This window comes from Kiloniella sp. EL199, assembly GCF_900313065.1.
Lineage (GTDB): Bacteria > Pseudomonadota > Alphaproteobacteria > Kiloniellales > Kiloniellaceae > Kiloniella.
The window spans coordinates 973,816-991,218 of the sequence record NZ_OMPU01000010.1; the positions used below are offsets into that span (position 1 = coordinate 973,816).

The 17,403-nt window shown below is 46.0% G+C and carries 14 protein-coding genes; 12 read left to right on the plus strand and 2 right to left on the minus strand.

Going from position 1 to position 17,403, the window contains the following annotated elements; translation table 11 throughout:
- Positions 1-134 precede the first annotated feature (134 nt).
- From D9A03_RS13165 to D9A03_RS13175, 3 genes are all read left to right on the plus strand, one after another.
- Positions 135-1,490 (plus strand): NAD(P)-dependent oxidoreductase, encoded by a 1,356-nt coding sequence (locus tag D9A03_RS13165; RefSeq protein WP_120497623.1) that lies wholly within the window; start codon positions 135-137, stop codon positions 1,488-1,490.
- A 99-nt stretch (positions 1,491-1,589) separates the two neighbouring features.
- Positions 1,590-2,897, plus strand: a complete 1,308-nt coding sequence (gene preA / locus D9A03_RS13170; RefSeq protein WP_120497624.1) for an NAD-dependent dihydropyrimidine dehydrogenase subunit PreA — start codon at positions 1,590-1,592, stop codon at positions 2,895-2,897.
- 106 nt (positions 2,898-3,003) lie between these two features.
- Entirely contained in the window at positions 3,004-3,963 is a 960-nt protein-coding gene (locus D9A03_RS13175; protein ID WP_120497625.1) for a DMT family transporter, read from the plus strand.
- Positions 3,964-4,005: 42 nt separating this feature from the next.
- Here D9A03_RS13175 and D9A03_RS13180 read toward each other — a convergent pair whose 3' ends face one another.
- Both D9A03_RS13180 and D9A03_RS13185 read right to left on the minus strand, forming a co-directional pair.
- A complete protein-coding gene (locus D9A03_RS13180) occupies positions 4,006-4,641 on the minus strand; it encodes a TetR family transcriptional regulator C-terminal domain-containing protein (RefSeq protein WP_120497626.1) in 636 nt (211 codons plus the stop codon).
- Between the two features lie 30 nt (positions 4,642-4,671).
- The gene (locus D9A03_RS13185) at positions 4,672-5,313 is read right to left on the minus strand and encodes a TetR/AcrR family transcriptional regulator (RefSeq protein WP_120497627.1); all 642 of its coding nucleotides are present in this window, start codon (positions 5,311-5,313) and stop codon (positions 4,672-4,674) included.
- Between the two features lie 553 nt (positions 5,314-5,866).
- On the opposite strand from D9A03_RS13185, the gene D9A03_RS13190 reads away from it, so the two are divergent.
- From D9A03_RS13190 to D9A03_RS13230, 9 genes are all read left to right on the plus strand, one after another.
- Positions 5,867-7,363, plus strand: coding sequence for a CoA-acylating methylmalonate-semialdehyde dehydrogenase (locus D9A03_RS13190; protein ID WP_120497628.1), 1,497 nt, complete (start codon positions 5,867-5,869; stop codon positions 7,361-7,363).
- Between the two features lie 92 nt (positions 7,364-7,455).
- Positions 7,456-8,706: a Zn-dependent hydrolase gene (locus D9A03_RS13195; protein ID WP_120497629.1), complete on the plus strand. Its 1,251-nt coding sequence runs from the start codon at positions 7,456-7,458 to the stop codon at positions 8,704-8,706.
- Between the two features lie 15 nt (positions 8,707-8,721).
- A complete protein-coding gene (gene hydA, locus D9A03_RS13200; protein WP_120497630.1) occupies positions 8,722-10,176 on the plus strand; it encodes a dihydropyrimidinase in 1,455 nt (484 codons plus the stop codon).
- Positions 10,177-10,427: 251 nt separating this feature from the next.
- Entirely contained in the window at positions 10,428-11,246 is an 819-nt protein-coding gene (locus tag D9A03_RS13205) for an ABC transporter ATP-binding protein (protein ID WP_174233653.1), read from the plus strand.
- A 52-nt stretch (positions 11,247-11,298) separates the two neighbouring features.
- A complete protein-coding gene (locus D9A03_RS13210; protein ID WP_216825481.1) occupies positions 11,299-12,165 on the plus strand; it encodes an ABC transporter permease in 867 nt (288 codons plus the stop codon).
- Complete coding sequence (locus D9A03_RS13215; RefSeq protein ID WP_120497632.1) at positions 12,162-13,295, plus strand: ABC transporter permease; 1,134 nt, start codon at positions 12,162-12,164, stop codon at positions 13,293-13,295. Before D9A03_RS13210 ends, D9A03_RS13215 begins: the two co-directional genes overlap by 4 nt.
- A gap of 52 nt (positions 13,296-13,347) precedes the next feature.
- A complete protein-coding gene (locus D9A03_RS13220; protein WP_120497633.1) occupies positions 13,348-14,343 on the plus strand; it encodes an ABC transporter substrate-binding protein in 996 nt (331 codons plus the stop codon).
- 334 nt (positions 14,344-14,677) lie between these two features.
- Positions 14,678-17,017 carry a cadherin repeat domain-containing protein gene (locus tag D9A03_RS13225; protein ID WP_120497634.1) on the plus strand — a complete coding sequence of 780 codons (2,340 nt, stop codon included), beginning with the start codon at positions 14,678-14,680 and terminating at the stop codon, positions 17,015-17,017.
- Positions 17,001-17,261 (plus strand): hypothetical protein, encoded by a 261-nt coding sequence (locus D9A03_RS13230; RefSeq protein WP_120497635.1) that lies wholly within the window; start codon positions 17,001-17,003, stop codon positions 17,259-17,261. Before D9A03_RS13225 ends, D9A03_RS13230 begins: the two co-directional genes overlap by 17 nt.
- Positions 17,262-17,403 lie beyond the last annotated feature (142 nt).

A 17,403-nucleotide genomic window follows, 5' to 3' on the forward strand; every position in this document is an offset into this window, starting at 1 on the left:
AAATGATAAAAAAAATTGACTATCGCCGTTATTTCAACTTAGAATTATACCAAACAGGGATAGATACCACCCCACAAGAGGGCGGATCTAACGTCAAAAGTATAATAATTACATATACGTCAGGGAGATTATGGATGAGCACCAACGCCGGTAGTCGGCCCGATATCCAGTCTAGCCGTCTTGAAGATGAAGACTACAGCAAGAATTTTAGCGATATCCATCCGCCGCTTAGTCAGCACGAGGCCTTTGTCGAGGCAGATCGCTGTTATTTCTGTTATGACGCGCCATGTACCGTTGCCTGTCCGACCTCTATAGATATTCCGATGTTTATTCGTCAAATTGCAGCAGACAATCCAAAAGGGTCTGCGAAGACGATTTTTGAACAGAATATCCTTGGCGGTATGTGTGCCCGGGTCTGTCCGACAGAAACACTTTGTGAGCAAGCCTGTGTTCGTGAAGAGGCCGAGGGGAAACCTGTTAAAATTGGTTTGCTTCAACGCTTCGCGACAGATCATCTTCTTGATGACGGAGATAAAGTTTTCAAGCGGGCAGCACTTACGGGCAAGCGTGTTGCTGTTGTTGGTGCCGGTCCGGCGGGACTTTCCTGTGCTCACCGTCTGGCGATGCATGGACATGACGTGGTTGTTTACGATGCGCGTGAAAAGGCTGGCGGACTGAATGAATACGGGATTGCTGCCTATAAATCTGTTGATAACTTCGCGCAAAAGGAAGTTGAATTTTTGCTCTCTATTGGCGGTATTACGATTGAAAATGATAACCGTTTGGGTGAGATGATTTCACTTGCTGACCTGCGACAGAACTTCGATGCTGTCTTTTTGGGAATGGGGCTTGCAGGCATTAATGCATTACGCGCTGAGGGTGAAGAGCTTGACGGTGTTGTTGATGCCGTTTCCTACATTGCCGATCTACGTCAGGCAAAAGATCTGTCAAAAATTTCTGTTGGTCGAAAAGTGGTTGTTATCGGCGGTGGTATGACCGCAATTGACGTGGCCGTTCAAACCAAGTTGTTGGGCGCAGAGGAAGTAACAATCCTTTACCGCCGCGGCAAGGAACAGATGAATGCCAGTGAATACGAGCAGGAACTGGCTCAGACCAATGGTGTTACGATCCGACACTGGATCAAGCCGAATAAATTGATCGGCGAAGGTGGCAAGGTTGTTGCCATTGAATGTGAGTATACGGAAAACAAGAATGGTTCTTTGTCTGGCACAGGCGAAACACTGACGTTGGATGCCGATATGGTGTTCAAGGCAATTGGTCAGAACTTTGTTGCTGCACCCTTGAACGGATCTGCGGAAGCAATTGAACTCGATAGTGGTCGTATAAAAGTGGATGAAAATCGCCGAACAAGCCTGGGTAATGTCTGGGCTGGAGGGGATTGTATCGCCGATGGTGAAGATCTCACTGTCGCAGCAGTAGAAGACGGAAAGGTTGCTGCCGAAGCAATCAATGACGTGCTGAGTGCTTAGCATACACAGTCGCTCGTTACTGTTTATCCCTTTGGGAATATCAACGGTTTTACAGAATATTCCCGCTCTTACGATACTCCTTATTTAAGGAACAAGATTATGGCTGATATTAGTTGCAATTTCCTCGGTATTAAATCTCCTAACCCTTATTGGTTGGCGTCTGCACCGCCTACTGATAAAGAATATAACGTTGTGCGTGCCTTTGAAGCTGGTTGGGGCGGCGTAGTCTGGAAGACACTGGGGGAAAATCCTCACGTTGTGAATGTAAATGGTCCTCGTTACGGGGCAATCCACGGCCCGGATCGCCGTTTGCTGGGGCTTAATAATATTGAGCTGATTACAGACCGATCGCTTGAAATCAATCTGGAAGAAATCACACGGGTTAAAAAGAACTGGCCGGACCGTGCCTTGATCGTTTCTCTGATGGTTCCTTGCGAAGAACAAAACTGGATTGATATTCTCAAGCGCGTTGAAGACACGGGCTGTGATGGAGTTGAACTTAATTTCGGATGTCCACATGGTATGTCCGAACGTGGTATGGGGGCGGCTGTTGGTCAGGTTCCTGAATATGTCGAGATGGTAACCCGTTGGTGTAAAGCCCATACCGACATGCCTGTTATTGTTAAGTTGACACCAAATATTTCTGATGTCCGTCAGTCTGCGCGGGCAGCGCATCGTGGTGGCGCAGATGCTGTTTCCCTGATCAACACCATTAATTCCATTGTATCGGTTGATCTGGATATGATGGCACCTAATCCGACGGTTGATGGCAAGGGAACACACGGTGGCTATTGTGGCCCGGCTGTGAAGCCTATTGCGCTGAATATGGTTGCCGAAATTGCCCGTGATCCGGAAACTCATGGTTTGCCAATTTCCGGTATCGGGGGAATTACAACCTGGAAAGATGCAGCCGAGTTTATGGCTCTGGGGTCCGGTTCTGTTCAGGTTTGTACCGCGGCAATGACCTATGGTTTTAAAATCATCGAAGAATTGAATGCTGGACTATCTAATTGGATGGACGAACAAGGATATGACAAGCTGGATGATTTTGTTGGTCGTGCCGTACCGAATGTAACCGATTGGCAGTATTTGAACCTGAACTATATAGCCAAAGCCAAAATTGATCAGGATGCCTGTATCAAGTGTGGCCGTTGCCATATTGCCTGCGAAGATACATCTCATCAGGCAATTACCTCAATGGTTGATGGGGTGCGTAAGTTCGAAGTGATTGATGAAGAGTGTGTCGGGTGTAATCTCTGTGTCAGTGTTTGCCCTGTAGAAAACTGTATCACCATGGAACAGATGACCGAAGGCAGTGATCCGCGGACGAACAAGCCAATCGATCACGATTATGCAAACTGGACAACGCATCCAAACAATCCTTCAGCGGCGAAGGCCGCAGAATAGAGCTGGTAATTATAGATCTGGTAATTTTTATCTGACGCGCTATCTTTTCGCGGGCTTGGCTTCTGCGGGCTTGGAGTGAATTATCAAGCCATTAAAGGAAGATAGCGTGTCAAACAGATCTAATCCAGAAGCTTCAACATTCTCGCAAAGTTCTGGTGTTGAAGTGAAAGACGAACGAGCAGCGCATGGAGCTATGCTGCTGTTCATCTTTTTTGTCAGCACCTCTTTTCCTGTTGGTTCGGCTATAACGCATGCCCTTGATCCAAGCGCATTGACATTCCTGCGTTTTGTGATCGCCTCTGGTGCTTTTGGTATGTTGTTATTTGTTAAAAAACAATGGCAGTGGCCGGGACCACTTTTACTTCTCAAATATTTTTGGCTCGGTTTTTTGCTGGTTGTGTTTTTTATCACCATGTTCGAAGGCCTGCGCTGGGGCAGCCCGGTTAACCTGGGGGCTGTTTTTACCCTTATTCCAATGATGACAGCTATTATCGCTTTCTTTTTGCTGGGGCAAAGAACGTCAATTCGTTTGTGGGTCGGGCTAATTATCGCGGCTCTTGGGGCAATCTGGATTGTTTTTGGCGGCAGTATTGAAAATGTGCTCAACTTCTCCCTTGGCAAGGGGGAGCTGATTTTCCTGATCGGGTGTTTTAGCTACAGTGCCTATTCGCCCTTTGTCCGTAAATATCATGGCGGCGAAAATTTATTGGTTCTGACGTTCTGGACGCTTATTGCCGGGATGATTTTACTCGGTGTTTATGGTTTTGAGGGCATTCAGTCAGGTCCCTGGTTAGAGCTTGATTGGTTCATCTATGCAGCGATTTTTTACTTGGCATTATGCAACACTGCCTTGTCTTTTTATTTGTTGAAGTTCGCCAGTTTTCGACTGCCCGCTGCCAAGGTCATGGCTTATACTTTTTTGACCCCGGCCATTGTTCTCGTCATTCAAAGTGTCGTTTATGGAGTTATGCCAGATATTAAGCTGATAATTGGTGTGATTATTATAGCGTCGGCGATGATATTTTTACAGCGCAGTACTGATCGGTCTCCGAAACTAAGGGGCTGATAGGCTGCTTATTTAGCGAGAAGAGCAACGTTCTGAACGGACTTATCTCGGTTTTATACCTTCGAAAAAGACGGTGCTGATTGTATTGCCAGCCTTCTCGAAATAATCAGGTTGGTCAACTTCATCGCCCAATATCGCTCGCATCTGTATTTTAAAATCGGCATAGTGCTGTGTTGTTGCCCAAATCATGAAAATAAGATGGTAGGGATCAACTTTGGCTAACTTTCCGGATTTGACCCAATGGTGAATAACTGCTGCTTTTTCATCGACCAGATCCTTGAGTGATCCCTTCAAGACGTGTTCGATCATAGGGGCACCATGAAGGATTTCGTTGGCAAAAAGTCGTGATGCGGTTGGGTCGTTTTGAGACATTTGCAGTTTGAGACTCGTGTACTTGCCAATTTCCTTGATGGGGTCGCCGTCTGGATTAAGCTCTGTTAACGGGGTGAGCCATTCATCCAGTGTTCGTTCCAAAACGGAAATATAGATGTCTTCTTTACGACGGAAATAATAGAGAAGGTTGGGTTTCGACATTTCTGCTTTTTGAGCAATTTGATCGATGGTTGTGCCTCGAAAACCAAAGGTGGCAAAGATATCCAGCGCAGCTTCCAGGATTTTGGCTTCATTCTTTGCCTGTATACGGGTACGCTTTTTTGTTTGGCCGGCTCTTGGGTTCATAACCACTTACTTCTTCTCATAAATATTAAACTATCGGGCTCCGATACCCTTGAGGATGATCTCTATAGCATTGTCTTTTGCCGTTTGATACTGCTTGTCACTCAAAGGTGTTCCTCCATTCAGGGTTTCGATCTGGTGATTAAAATCGGCATAGTGCTGTGTTGTTGCCCAGATCATGTAAAGCAAATAATAGGGATCAACCGGGTTGATGCGGCCTTGATCTATCCAGCGTTGAATGACGGATACTCTTGATTCCGTCCAGTCCTTGAGCGTGGTTTCCAGATAGTCCTGTATAACTGGTGCGCGGCGGATAATTTCATTTGCCCAGACTTTTGATCCCATTGGGTTTTCACGGGATATATCCATTTTCTTTTCGATATACCGGGTCAGAGCCTCGACGGGATCGTCACAATCGTCAAATGAATCCGCTGCCTGAAGCCAGATGTTAAAAATATTATCAACAACCTGACGATAGAGAGCTTGTTTTGTCGGAAAATAATAATGCAGACTGGCCTTGGGGATTTTAGCCCGTTCGGCAATCATGCTTGTGGTCGCCCCCCGAAAACCATACTCGGCAAAAACACTTTCTGCAGCTTTAAGAATTATCTTTTCTTTTTCTTGCCGAATTCTTGCTTTGGAGTTTGATTTTATTGCTCTTTCCACTTTTGTCATTTTGTTTCCTGTCGTGTTGCCCAAGCGGGATCCGACATGTGTTTTTAGTGTTGACCAAATGGTCAGGATTTAGTAGCGTTAATTTGACCAAATGGTCAGGAAAATAAGGAAAATACACTTAAATATTGACCATAAAGTAAAGAATTATAAAGGCAGGTTAAACAACTGCCAAAATAAAAACAAGGCCGGGGACATAAGACACCGGTAGTACAGGGAGTATAGGTACATGCATAAAATGGGTGGCAACGACTGAGATAAAAGACTTTATTCTGAAGGCGCTTTTAGAAAGCTATTTTCAAATTCAAGCAACAGGAACATATTGGATTAATAATCTTAAAAAGATTTATTCCTCTTGCTTAAACTGCTCACCTTTTTATGACGCGATAACAGGTTCTTGTTATTGACGTAAAACATTATCTTTCCTTCACCCCCGTTGTCCTGCGGCCTCTCGTTATAGGTTTCTTTCTGGCGTGTGCCTTTGGCTCATGCTGAAAGCAGCAAGTTCAAATTTACAGGCGTCACAGACGTTTATGTGACTTAATGGGTGGTGAAAATGGAACGGATAAGTAATGCAGTCGCAGGCGAAAGACGCCTTTCTTCAAGTACGCGAAGCTCGCAGATCTTTAATCCCGCAACGGGTGAGCAAATTGCAGAGCTGCCACTTTCGACAGTTGATGAAGTAAATCAGGCAGTTGCTTCTGCCAAAGCTGTTGCAAAAGAATGGGGGGCTACGCCGCCACTTAAGCGTGCACGTTATATGTTCCGTTTCAAGGAACTGCTGGATGCGCATGCTGATGATATTGCACGTGAGATTAGCCGTGAACATGGCAAAACGCATGATGATGCCTTGGGCGAAGTAGCCCGTGGTATAGAGGTTGTCGAGTTTGCCTGTGGTATTCCCCAGCTTTTAAAAGGCGAATTTAGTCGGAATGTTGGCCCACAAGTTGATAGTTATTCGGATCGACAGCCTCTTGGTGTTGTTGCCGGCATTACGCCTTTTAACTTTCCCGCGATGGTTCCACTTTGGATGTACCCAATTGCGATTGCAGCCGGCAACACTTTTGTTCTTAAGCCGTCCGAGCGTGATCCGTCAGCTCCCATGCTGGTATGGGATCTCTTTAAAAAAGCAGGTTTCCCTGATGGTGTCCTGAACGTTGTTCATGGGGATAAAGAGGCCGTAGATACCCTTTTGGATCATTCGGATGTAAAGGCTATTTCTTTTGTGGGGTCAACACCTATTGCGGAATATGTCTATTCCCGTGGAACAGCAAAGGGCAAACGTGTTCAGGCACTGGGTGGTGCGAAAAACCACATGATTATTATGCCGGACGCTGATATGGACAAAGCTGCTGATGCCTTGATGGGGGCTGGTTATGGTTCTGCTGGTGAACGTTGTATGGCGATCTCTGTTGCGGTGCCTGTTGGCGAAGAAACAGCGGATAAGCTGGTTGAAATCCTCAAGCCACGCGTCGAAAGTATGCGGATCGGGCCGAGTACTGATGCAGATGCAGATATGGGACCGGTTATTACCAAGGCACACCAGGAAAAGGTGCTGGGATATATCGATAAGGGCGTTGCCCAGGGGGCAGATCTGGTTGTTGATGGCCGTAACTTCAAACTGCAGGGTTATGAGGATGGTTATTTTGTCGGGGGGACGCTTTTTGATCGCGTAACCGATGATATGACGATCTATAAAGAAGAAATCTTTGGCCCTGTTCTGTCTGTTTTGCGCGCCAAGGATTACGATCATGCTGTTGATCTAATCAACAAGCACGAGTACGGAAACGGAACTGCAATATTCACACGTGATGGTGATGCCGCTCGATCATTTGCGGATGATATTGAAGTTGGTATGGTCGGTGTAAATGTACCGATCCCGGTTCCGGTTGCTTATCATTCTTTTGGCGGGTGGAAGCGATCTCTCTTTGGTGATCATTCTATCTATGGTTCAGAAGGTGTGCGTTTCTACACAAGGCTTAAAACCGTAACGACACGTTGGCCTGCGGGCATCAAGGAAGGGGCGGTCTTTACCTTCCCGAACATGGATTAGAATAAGGGCATCGGGATAGGTCAGCTGGCTGATCCCGATGCCTTTTTTAATAGAACGTAAAAGAACAAAAAAGTATTTTCAGGGAGCTTATCATGAGCAAACCAGCCGATAATATGCATATTAATTCCCCAAGGTTATGGGATTCATTAATGGAAATGGCAAAAATTGGTCCGGGGGTTCGGGGAGGAAATAATCGCCAAACCCTGACCGATGAAGATGCCGAAGGACGTCACCTGTTTAGACGGTGGTGTGAAGAAGCGGGCATGACCGTTGGTATTGATAGCATGGGAAATATGTTTGCCCGCCACGAAGGAACAGATCCTAGTCTGTTGCCTGTTATGGTGGGATCTCATCTTGATACACAACCGACTGGTGGAAAATATGATGGCGTGCTTGGTGTTCTCGCAGGATTAGAAATTGTTCGTAGCCTGAATGATATGGATATCAAGACCAAACGTGCGATTGAGGTTGTGAACTGGACCAACGAAGAAGGCACTCGTTTTGCCCCTGCAATGTTGGCATCAGGTGTATTTGCCGGTGTTCATACACAAGACTGGGCCTATGACCGAGAGGATGCGGAAGGTTTAAAATTTGGCGACGAACTTAAACGTATCGACTTTGTCGGGGATGAACCTGTGGGGCAGAGAAAACTTCATGCAATGTTTGAGCTTCATATCGAGCAGGGGCCAATCCTTGAAGACGAGAATGTCGATATTGGCGTTGTGACCCATGGTCAGGGCTTGAACTGGTTACAGGTGACGTTAACAGGCAAAGAGAGTCATACTGGCTCAACACCTATGCCCAAACGGGTAAATGCAGGGTTGGGCGCGGCACGGATTACTGAATTGGTGAATGATATTGCCTTGCGATATGCTCCGCATGCTGTGGGGGCGATTGGCCATATGGATGTCTATCCTAATTCCCGTAATATTATTCCGGGAAAAGCCGTCTTCACCATTGATTTCCGTCATCCGAACAAGGATGTGATCACCGCTATGGAACAGGCTCTGCGATTTGAAGGGCGCGAGATTGTCGAAGAAATCGGCCTGACAATGGAAATTGAACAAGCGGGGGCTTTTGATCCCGTTACCTTTGACGAAGGCTGTGTCTCTGCTGTGCGAAATGCTGCTGTGCGTCTGGGGTATTCCCATCGTGATATCGTCTCTGGTGCAGGGCATGATGCCTGTTGGATTAATCGCGTTGCGCCAACTGCGATGGTTATGTGTCCATGCGTTGATGGACTCAGTCATAATGAAGACGAAGAAATTTCCCCGGAATGGGCAGGTGCAGGGGCTGATGTTCTGTTTCATGCCGTTGTTGAAACCGCTGAGATCGTAGAATAAGGAAAGGGTAGAATCATGAGTACAGTTATCAAAGGCGGTACTGTTGTTACCGCAGATTTATCTTACGAAGCAGATGTTTTGGTCGAAGGTGGTAAAATAGCTGAGATCGGGCAAAATCTTTCCGGAAATGAAACTTTGGATGCCACTGGTTGTTACATTATGCCGGGTGGAATTGATCCCCATGTGCATCTTGAAATGCCTTTTATGGGAACGCACTCTGCCGATAATTTCGAGAGTGGGACACGGGCTGGTTTAGCTGGCGGGACAACCATGGTTGTTGACTTCTGTCTCCCTGCGCCGGGCCAATCTCTTATGGAAGCGTTGGCTATCTGGCAGCAGAAATCAGGCTCTGCCTGTGCCGACTATTCCTATCATATGGCGGTAACCTGGTGGGACGAAAAAGTCTTTAATGAAATGGAAGAAGTCGTTGGTCGCGGGATTAATACCTTCAAGCATTTCATGGCCTACAAAGGTGCCTTGATGGTTGATGATGATGAGATGTTTGCATCGTTTCAGCGTTGTTCAGCACTAGGGGCGATGCCTCTGGTTCATGCAGAAAACGGTGATGTGGTTGCGACTTTGCAACAAAAATTACTAGCCGAAGGGAATAATGGCCCCGAAGCCCATTCCTATTCCAGACCGCCAGAGGTCGAAGGCGAAGCTGCTAACCGTGCGATTATGATTGCCGATATGGCCGGTGTACCACTTTACATTGTGCATACATCCTGTGAGCAGGCCCATGAAGCCATTCGCCGTGCGCGCCAAAAGGGAATGCGTGTTTTTGGTGAACCACTTATTCAGCATCTGACACTGGATGATAGCGAATATGCGCACCCGGATTGGGATCATTCTGCGCAACGGGTAATGTCTCCGCCTTTCCGGAACAAGCAACATCAAGATAGTCTCTGGGCTGGTTTACAATCCGGATCTCTTCAGGTTGTGGCGACAGATCACTGTGCTTTTACAGCGGAACAAAAACGCTTTGGAATTGGTGACTTTACCAAAATTCCAAATGGTACAGGAGGGCTGGAAGATCGGATGCCGATGCTGTGGACACACGGTGTGAAAACAGGGCGTCTGACTATGAATGAGTTTGTTGCTGTGACATCAACAAACATAGCTAAAATTCTGAACATGTATCCCAAAAAGGGCGCTGTTATGGTTGGTGCCGATGCGGATTTGGTGGTTTGGGATCCAAATCGTTCTAAAACCATTACGGCAAAGAACCAGCAATCTGTTATCGAATACAATGTCTTCGAAGGTAAAGAAGTTACCGGATTGCCGCGTTTTACACTGACGCGGGGTAAGGTGTCTGTTGAAGAAAGCACTGTTAAGGCTGAACCTGGTCATGGTGAATTCGTTGCGAGAGATTCATACCCGGCCGTAAATAAAGCACTTTCCAAGTGGAAAGAAATTACAGCACCGCGTAAAGTGGAACGCAAAGCTGAGAATATGCCTGCTGGTGTATAGATATGCCCGTTAGTTTCTAGCGGTGGGAACAAGCTGGATTGATTCAGTGATAAAATAAAGAGTGGCGTAAGCTAACTTTACGCCACTCTAAAACAAGAACGATAACTGTTACCAAAAACAGAGTTCTATACACAGGGAGTAATGCCATGCTGCAATCTACAGCCATAAATACAAATGGGAATGCAACTGGCGCCGCCGAGGGTACCAAACAGGGAACGACCGGACAGGCAGAAAAGATGGATACAAACGGGATGAGTCCAGAGACAGGGACTATAAGTCAAGAACAGAGTGCGAATTCGGTGATTAATATCAAAGGATTGTCGCTCACTTTTGAGACGAATGACGGACCAGTTCATGCGTTGTCTGATATTGATCTCACTATTAATCAGGGGGATTTTGTTTCTTTTATCGGACCTTCTGGGTGCGGTAAAACCACTTTACTCCGGGCGGTTGCGGATCTGGAACAACCTACTGGCGGTGAACTCTGGGTCAATGGCGTTAGCGCACAACAGGCTCGGCTTAATCGGGACTACGGATATGTTTTTCAGGCTCCAGCGCTTTATCCGTGGCGAACGATTGCAGGTAATATATCCTTACCACTGGAAGTTATGGGAATTTCCAAGTCCGAACGACAGGAACGAATTGCCCGCAATATGGAACTGGTAAATCTTTCGGGGTTTGATAAAAAATATCCCTGGCAGCTTTCAGGGGGGATGCAACAGCGGGCTTCTATCGCCCGTGCGCTCTCTTTTGATCCGGAACTGTTATTGATGGACGAGCCTTTTGGTGCCTTGGATGAAATTGTCCGTGATCATTTGAATGAACAGCTTTTACGCTTGTGGGATAAAACCGACAAGACGGTTCTCTTTGTCACACACTCTATTCCAGAAGCCGTTTTCCTGTCGTCTAAAATTGTGGTTATGTCCCCACGACCGGGGCGTATTTATGATGTGATTGACTGCAATCTTCCACGTGATCGCGGATTGGATATTCGGGAGACGCCGGAATTTTTGGAAATTGCCCACCGGGTACGCGAAGGACTGAAGGAAGGGCATAGTTATGACGACTGATGCTCTGATTTCTCCCGGTGTTGCCGGGGGGCAGGGGCTGTGGTCTCGGCTTATGTCTGGGAAAACGGGCCCTGTCTTGGTGATTGTGATGGCAATTATTGCCATTTGGTATTTCTCTGCTGTTATGCTGAACAGCCCTTTTCAAAAGGAAATTTACAAACGCAATAATGTTGAATGGACAACAAGCCAATTAATCAGCGATACGCTGGCACAAGAACGTCCTGTCCTGCCTGCACCGGATCAGGTTGTCGTTGAATTATACAAGACAACAATCCTGAAGAAAGTAACGTCAAAAAGATCGCTTGTTTATCACAGCTGGATAACACTCTCGACAACACTGCTTGGTTTTGTCATCGGGACGGTTTTGGGAATTCTATTGGCTGTAGGGATTGTTCATAATCGCAGTTTGGACAAAAGCCTGATGCCGTGGATTATCTCATCCCAGACAATTCCTATTTTGGCAATTGCCCCGATGATTATTGTTGTTTTGAACGCAATTGGTATTCAGGGCATTTTGCCTAAAGCCTTTATTGCCACCTATCTTAGTTTCTTTCCCATCACTGTGGGGATTGTAAAGGGGCTACGTTCTCCGGAAGTTATTCACCTTGATCTTATGCGGACCTACAATGCGTCCAACTGGGACCTTTTCTGGAAATTACGCTGGCCATCTTCCGTACCTTACCTCTTTACCGGAATGAAGGTTGCCATAGCGACTAGCCTTGTCGGTGCTATCGTTGGTGAGCTCCCTACAGGTGCTGTCGAAGGTTTAGGAGCTCGGTTATTAGCAGGTTCTTATTACGGACAAACCATTCAGATCTGGTCTGCTTTAATCGCGGCTGCCTTACTGGCTGCAGGATTGGTTTCTTTGGTCGGTATTTCCAATAAAATTGTCCTGAAGAAAATGGGGATGGCGCAATGATTAGTTTTCGACAATCACTCGCTATTTTAAGCGGTGTGCTTTCTATTCTGGCCCTGTTTTTTCCATTGGGTGAGCTAAATGGTGAAGCTGCCTCTTTGTGGAGTGATAGTGGACTCACAGCTTTTGCAATTGTTTCCATGTTAGCTTCTATGGCCGTACTTCTTAATCGGCTAAGAGGATTAATTGCAGATCTGGTAATGATAGTTTTGCCTCACGTTGGGGCGTGGATGCTTCTTGCCCGCCTTGATGTTGTTGATCAAAATTTGACATCAGGTTTCTGGTGTTTGGTGGTGTCTTCTTGGCTTATGGCTTGGTTGTTGGTTGATCAGTTGTCTGCGAAAAGGACGAAAACACCGACCGCAAAACGCTTCTACAGCATTGTTGTGCCTGTATTGTTTGGCGTTTGGTTGCTGTTGCTTTGGGAGCTTGTGGTTCGCGGGTTACAAATACCAACGGTCCTGTTGCCTCCGCCGAGTATGATCGGCGCGCGTTTTATGGCCTCGACAGATATCTTGTGGGCAGATTTCCAGCAAACCTTTTTGAAAGCTGTTTTGATCGGGTATTTTCTTGGCTGTGGTAGTGCCTTCATCATTGCCATTTTGATTGATCGAAGTCCTTTCTTACAACGTGGGTTGTTACCAATTGGAAACTTGGTCAGTGCTTTACCGATTATCGGGGTCGCGCCAATTATGGTGATGTGGTTTGGTTTTGACTGGCAGTCTAAGGCGGCGGTCGTCATTATCATGACTTTCTTTCCTATGCTGGTAAACACGGTGGCTGGTCTGTCTATTACGTCGTCCATCGAAAAGGATATGATGAAAACCTATGCTGCGAGCTATTGGCAAAGTTTGATAAAACTTCGTTTACCATCGGCATTACCATTTATTTTCAACGCTTTGAAAATTAATTCTACCCTTGCCATGATTGGTGCCATTGTTGCCGAGTTCTTCGGTACGCCAATTGTGGGTATGGGATTTCGTATTTCAACCGAAGTAGGCCGTATGAACGTCGATATGGTCTGGGCTGAGATTGCAGTAGCCGCTCTTGCCGGCACTGCTTTTTATGGAATCATGGTCGTTATCGAACGGGCATGTACATTTTGGCATCCGTCCTTTCGAAGCAGTCGTTAATCCGTCGGGTTATTCTGTTTTGCTGAGATGGAACCACAACAGGGAGATAATAATGAAGAAACTGTTATTGGGTGCTGTTGCTGCTGTAACTTTTGGAGCTTTTGGCGCCGCCGGAGTTACACAAGCTGCGGATACCGTAAATCTGCAACTGAAGTGGGTAACACAGGCACAGTTCGCGGGCTACTATGTTGCCAAGGAAAAAGGCTTCTATGACGATGCTGATCTTGATGTGAACATTAAACCCGGTGGTCCTGATATTGCACCACCACAGGTTATTGCTGGCGGTGGCGCAGATGTTATTGTTGACTGGATGCCGTCTGCTTTGGCTTCCCGTGAAAAAGGTGTCGCACTGGTAAACATTGCACAACCCTTTAAAACATCAGGCATGATGCTGACCTGTCGTAAAGAAACAGGTATAACATCCCCGGATGATTTCAAAGGAAAAACGCTGGGCGTATGGTTCTTCGGAAACGAATATCCTTTCCTTAGCTGGATGTCGAAACTGCAAATACCGACCAGTGGTGGGGCAGAAGGTGTTTCCGTTTTAAAGCAGGGTTTTAACGTTGATCCAATTCTTCAAAAACAGGCCGATTGTGTTTCGACAATGACCTACAATGAATATTGGCAGATTATTGATGCGGGCATTCCCGCTGACGAACTTGTTGTTTTCAAATATGAAGAACAAGGTGTCGCAACATTGGAAGATGGTCTTTATGTTCTCGAAGACAATCTGAAAGATGCTGCCTTTGTTGATAAGATGGCACGTTTTGTTTCAGCCAGTATGAAAGGTTGGGATTATGCGCGTGAACATCCGGAAGAAGCTGCGGAAATCGTGCTGGAAAATGATGCAACGGGTGCACAGACAGAAAAACATCAGGTTCGTATGATGGGTGAAATTAACAAGCTCACAGCGGGTTCTGATGGTAAGCTGGATCCTGCGGATTATAAGCGTACAGTCAGTACTCTTCTTGGTGGTGGTTCTGATCCTGTGATCACGAAAAAGCCGGAAGGGGCTTGGACCCATGCTGTGGTTGATGCTATCAAATAATTGTATGGTATGCACAATTACTAATTGAAAGAATCTCCGGGTGTTATGTTGATGGCACTCGGATTTTTTTATACCAAAAGATGAACGATGTAATCTTTTTTGATGATCTGTATTATAATATCAATGACTTATTATTAATGGGAAAACGATCACGTAAAGTATAGTATTTAAATAAAATTTTATATAACTTTACTCTTTATTCAATTAACAGGTTGTTCATAAAAATTAAGTGATAATATAAGGGATTTTCTGTGTTTGGCATCTGATCATAGCGCAATGAAAAGTTGTTCTTAAAACGCGATTACAATGATCTCGCCATTAATAGGAGCATGATATGGCTGATCGTGATCAACAAGATATTGCATCAACAAAAACATCAAAAATTGATGATGATGTATTGCTTGATAATGTTGGTGAAGATGAGAAATTAAAACAACCAGAGGGTGAGGCATTTAGCTTAACTGTTTCTGGTGATAATGATCAATCTTTAGCTGCAAACCTACATTATGGACATTCGGAACAAGGAACTGATTTCAGCTCAAAAGAAGATACTACAGCCGAAATTGTTCAGAGTGAGGAAAGCAATCTACAGACGGATAGCGTGTCAGTGACAACAAGGGAAGGGACTGATAGTGCTGAAATAGAGGGGCAGACATTTGTCAGGGGTACAGAATTAGAAAGTAGCGCTTTGAACCAGACAGAGCTGTCTTCAAATTTATCTAAAGGAGTTGATGGTTTAGCGAATGAACTTGGTTCATTTAAACTAAATGCCTCTGAAATAGGATTAAGTGATGACTCAATGATTAAGTCTCATGAGATTCTTGATACACAAAGAGAAAACACTCCAGAACCCCCCATTTCTCAGGAAACGTTTAATCTTCAATCTGCTGTTGATAAAGTTCCAACAGATATAGCCTTGTCTGGTAACTCAGTATCGGAGAGTGCAGGCATTGGCACTGTTGTTGGGACGCTTTCAGCCACAGATGCGGACAGTAGTTCCTTTAGCTACAGTATTGTCTCTGATCCTGACAGCAAGTTCACTATTGATGGCAATGAGCTCAAGCTTGCCGCAGGTGTTGATGCCGAGAGTGCGACATCACATTCCGTCACCGTTGAAGTGACAGATGGAGCAGGCAACAGTTATCAGGAGACTTTCTCTATTGGTGTTTCCGATGTGGATGATACCGCTGCGACGGATATAGCATTGAATTCGACTTCAGTATCGGAGAGTGCAGGCATTGGCACTGTTGTTGGGACGCTTTCAGCCACAGATGCAGACAGCAGTTCCTTTAGCTACAGTATTGTCTCAGACCCTGACAGCAAGTTCACTATTGATGGTAACGAGTTGAAACTTGCCGCAGGTGTTGATGCCGAGAGTGCGACATCACATTCCGTCACCGTTGAAGTAACAGACGGAGCAGGCAACAGTTATCAGGAGACTTTCTCCATTGGCGTTTCCGATGTGGATGATACCGCTGCGACGGATATAGCATTGAATTCGACTTCAGTATCGGAGAGTGCAGGCATTGGCACTGTTGTTGGCACACTCTCAGCCACAGATGCAGACAGTAGTTCCTTTAGCTACAGTATTGTCTCAGATCCTGATAGCAAGTTCACCATAGATGGCAATGAGCTCAAGCTTGCCGCAGGTGTTGATGCCGAGAGTGCGACATCACATTCGGTGACCGTCGAAGTAACAGACGGAGCAGGCAACAGTTATCAGGAGACTTTCTCTATTGGTGTTTCCGATGTGGATGATACCGCTGCGACGGATATAGCATTGAGTTCGACTTCAGTATCGGAGAGTGCAGGCATTGGCACTGTTGTTGGGACGCTTTCAGCCACAGATGCGGACAGTAGTTCCTTTAGCTACAGTATTGTCTCTGATCCCGATAGCAAGTTCACTATAGATGGCAATGAGCTCAAGCTTGCCGCAGGTGTTGATGCCGAGAGTGCGACATCACATTCCGTCACCGTTGAAGTAACAGACGGAGCAGGCAACAGTTATCAGGAGACTTTCTCCATTGGTGTTTCCGATGTGGATGATACCGCTGCAACAGATATAGCATTGAGTTCGACTTCAGTATCGGAGAGTGCAGGCATTGGCACTGTTGTTGGGACGCTTTCAGCTACAGATGCGGACAGTAGTTCCTTTAGCTACAGTATTGTCTCAGATCCCGATAGCAAGTTCACTATTGATGGCAATGAGCTCAAGCTTGCCGCAGGTGTTGATTACGAACAGACTAATTCTCACAGTGTGACTGTTGAGGTGACCGATGGAGCAGGCAACAGCTATCAGGAGACCTTCTCCATCGGTGTTTCTGATGTGAATGATACCGCTACTACTGATATTAACGATCCTGGTGATATGTCAGGGGCCACTTTAATCGGAACTTCAGGTGATGATGTTTTAAGTGGGACGGTTCATAAGGATGAAATCTGGGGGATAGATGAGAATGATGTTATCACTGGCAGTAGTCAGGCTGATACGGTTGTCGGTGGTGAAGGAAATGATGTGCTGTCAGGTGGAAATTCCGGCGATATCTTGTATGGTGGGGCTGGTCAGGATGTTATGGATGGAGATACCGGCGCCGATACGCTTTACGGGGGATCTGGAAGCGACAATATGGCCGGCGGCCAAGGCACAGATACTTTATATGGAACAGGGCAATGATCTTTTTGTTTTTGATGGGTCTAACGAAACAGGAGATGCCGATTGGGTCGATGGGGGGCAAGGTACAGATACCATTGATCTGACGAACGCGCTAGATGGCTGGACAGTCGTCTTGGATAATGGAGACAGTTTTTCTAGCGCTGATGCCTATGATCCATCATTATTGACGGATGATTCTGGGACAATAACAACAGGGAATGGCGCAACGATATCATTTGAGAGTGTTGAAAGTTTTACATGGTAATTTTGATTGATAGATGGATTTTAATGACGACCATTTTAATGGGGAACAGGATATTTTGAAAAATTCCAACTGGTTAAATAGGTATCAAATTACCAGTGCGATGCCTCATTTGGAATTCCCAAAACTTGGTACACCCACGAAT